The organism is Methylophilus sp., assembly GCF_035460085.1.
Lineage (GTDB): Bacteria > Pseudomonadota > Gammaproteobacteria > Burkholderiales > Methylophilaceae > Methylophilus.
This window is the reverse complement of sequence record NZ_DATHWZ010000067.1, coordinates 1-1,830: the sequence shown is the minus strand read 5'-3', so window position 1 is coordinate 1,830 and position 1,830 is coordinate 1. Positions and strand designations below refer to the sequence as shown.

The 1,830-nt window shown below is 42.3% G+C and carries 2 protein-coding genes and 1 pseudogene; 2 read left to right on the top strand and 1 reads right to left on the bottom strand.

Annotated elements, in window-relative coordinates; genetic code table 11:
* Nucleotides 1-445, top strand: a 445-nt coding sequence (locus tag VK958_RS10135; RefSeq protein ID WP_325241064.1) for a metallopeptidase TldD-related protein, incomplete at its 5' end; no start/stop codon positions are given.
* Between the two features lie 86 nt (nt 446-531).
* Entirely contained in the window at nt 532-1,551 is a 1,020-nt protein-coding gene (locus tag VK958_RS10130) for a ParA family protein (RefSeq protein WP_325241063.1), read from the top strand.
* Between the two features lie 30 nt (nt 1,552-1,581).
* Here VK958_RS10130 and VK958_RS10125 read toward each other — a convergent pair.
* Nucleotides 1,582-1,830 (bottom strand): annotated as a pseudogene (locus VK958_RS10125) (sugar MFS transporter); the annotation flags it as partial.

Below are 1,830 nucleotides of genomic sequence, written 5' to 3'. Positions count from 1 at the left end.
TACGCTGAATGCCCGCTTGATGGGCATGGGCCTGACCGGCAATGCCCGTCGCGAAAGCTACGCCCATATCCCTATGCCCCGCATGACCAACACTTACATGCTTAATGGTGACAAAGACCCGCAAGAGATTATCAAATCAGTGAAAAAAGGCCTTTACGCAGCCAACTTCGGTGGTGGCCAGGTCGATATCACCAGCGGTAAATTCGTGTTCAGTGCTGCTGAAGCCTATATGATAGAAGACGGCAAAATCACTTATCCGGTCAAAGGCGCTACCTTGATTGGTAACGGACCGGACGTACTTACCAAAGTCAGCATGATCGGTAACGATATGGCACTGGATAGTGGCGTCGGTACCTGCGGAAAAGAAGGTCAGAGTGTACCGGTTGGTGTGGGTCAGCCTACGTTGAAGATTGATGGGTTGACGGTGGGTGGGACGTCAGCTTAACGCCCATCAAATAAAATGTCCCATTAGAACGTTGACACGTCCATTATGGACGTGATAAAGTCTCCAAATACACATTGGAGATAAAAATGCTTACATATGCAATTTGGAACAATAAAGGCGGCACTGGCAAAACCAGCTTAACATTTCAATCTGTTTGTCGATATTCAGAACTTAATCCAGATAAAAAGGTTTTAGTAATTGATATATGCCCACAAGCCAACCTTTCAGAAATTTTACTTGGGGGGCAAGAAAACAACGGCAGTAATAATTTACTCAATCGTCAAGGTTTAACACCCAGATGTAGCATTGGAGGCTATTTTGACGCCAGATTAGCGGCACCTTTCACATCAGCTAACTTTACTGCCAGTGACTATATAACTACTCCGTATATACATAACAGTACTATTCCAAAAAATATTGACTTAATCTGCGGAGATCCATTGCTTGAATTACAAGCAATGGCCATGAATACACTTGCTAACGTTGATTTACCTGGTGTTAATGCTTGGCTAGGTGTTATTGATTGGTTACGTGACTTATTGAGTCAGCTAAATGAAAAATATGACCTAGTGTTTATTGATACCAACCCTAGTTTCTCTATGTACACTCAGATTGCCTTAGCAGCATCAGATAGAGTGATACTACCCGTTATGGCTGATGACTCATCTAGGAGGGCTATACAAAATGCATTTTCACTAATTTATGGTCTAAAACTTCCATCACAGGTTTATTCAAAGTATACATTTGCAACAAAATTAAATGCAGCGAGCCGCTCACTACCAAAAATTCATCTTATTTTAAAAAATCGATTAACTCAATACATGGGCCCAGCCTCGGCTTACAATGCAGTTCTTTCAGGTATCGACACAGATTTAAATAATCTAATTAGTAACTACCCTCACCATTTTACTTTTAGCAACATTAACAATGGCGTTGTAGATGTTCGTGACTTCCAAACTACTGGTGTAGTCGCATTTGCTCGTGGATGCCCATTTTCGCGTATGCCTACAGGTAAACTAACTATCAGTGGGCATAGAGTTCAGGTTAAACCAGAGTATAGAGACAATGCTTTAGAGGCTATAGATAATATAGTTAGCAACTTTTAGAATAAATCTTTGTAGGAGGGAATTACCCTCCTACTCATTCGTGGTTCGAAAACCAAACCAGGCAATATAAACATAGCAGATTACTGGCAAGATAAACGCATGATGCAGCCCCAAGAAATCAGCCAGTAGGCCCGTTAACAACGGCACAATCGCCCCTCCCAGAATCGCAGTTGCCAGCAATCCAGAGCCTTTCTTCTCCTGCCCCGCTTTAAGGTCTTTAATCCCTAACGTAAAAATAGTGGGGAACATAATAGAGTTACACAAACCGACCAGCACCAT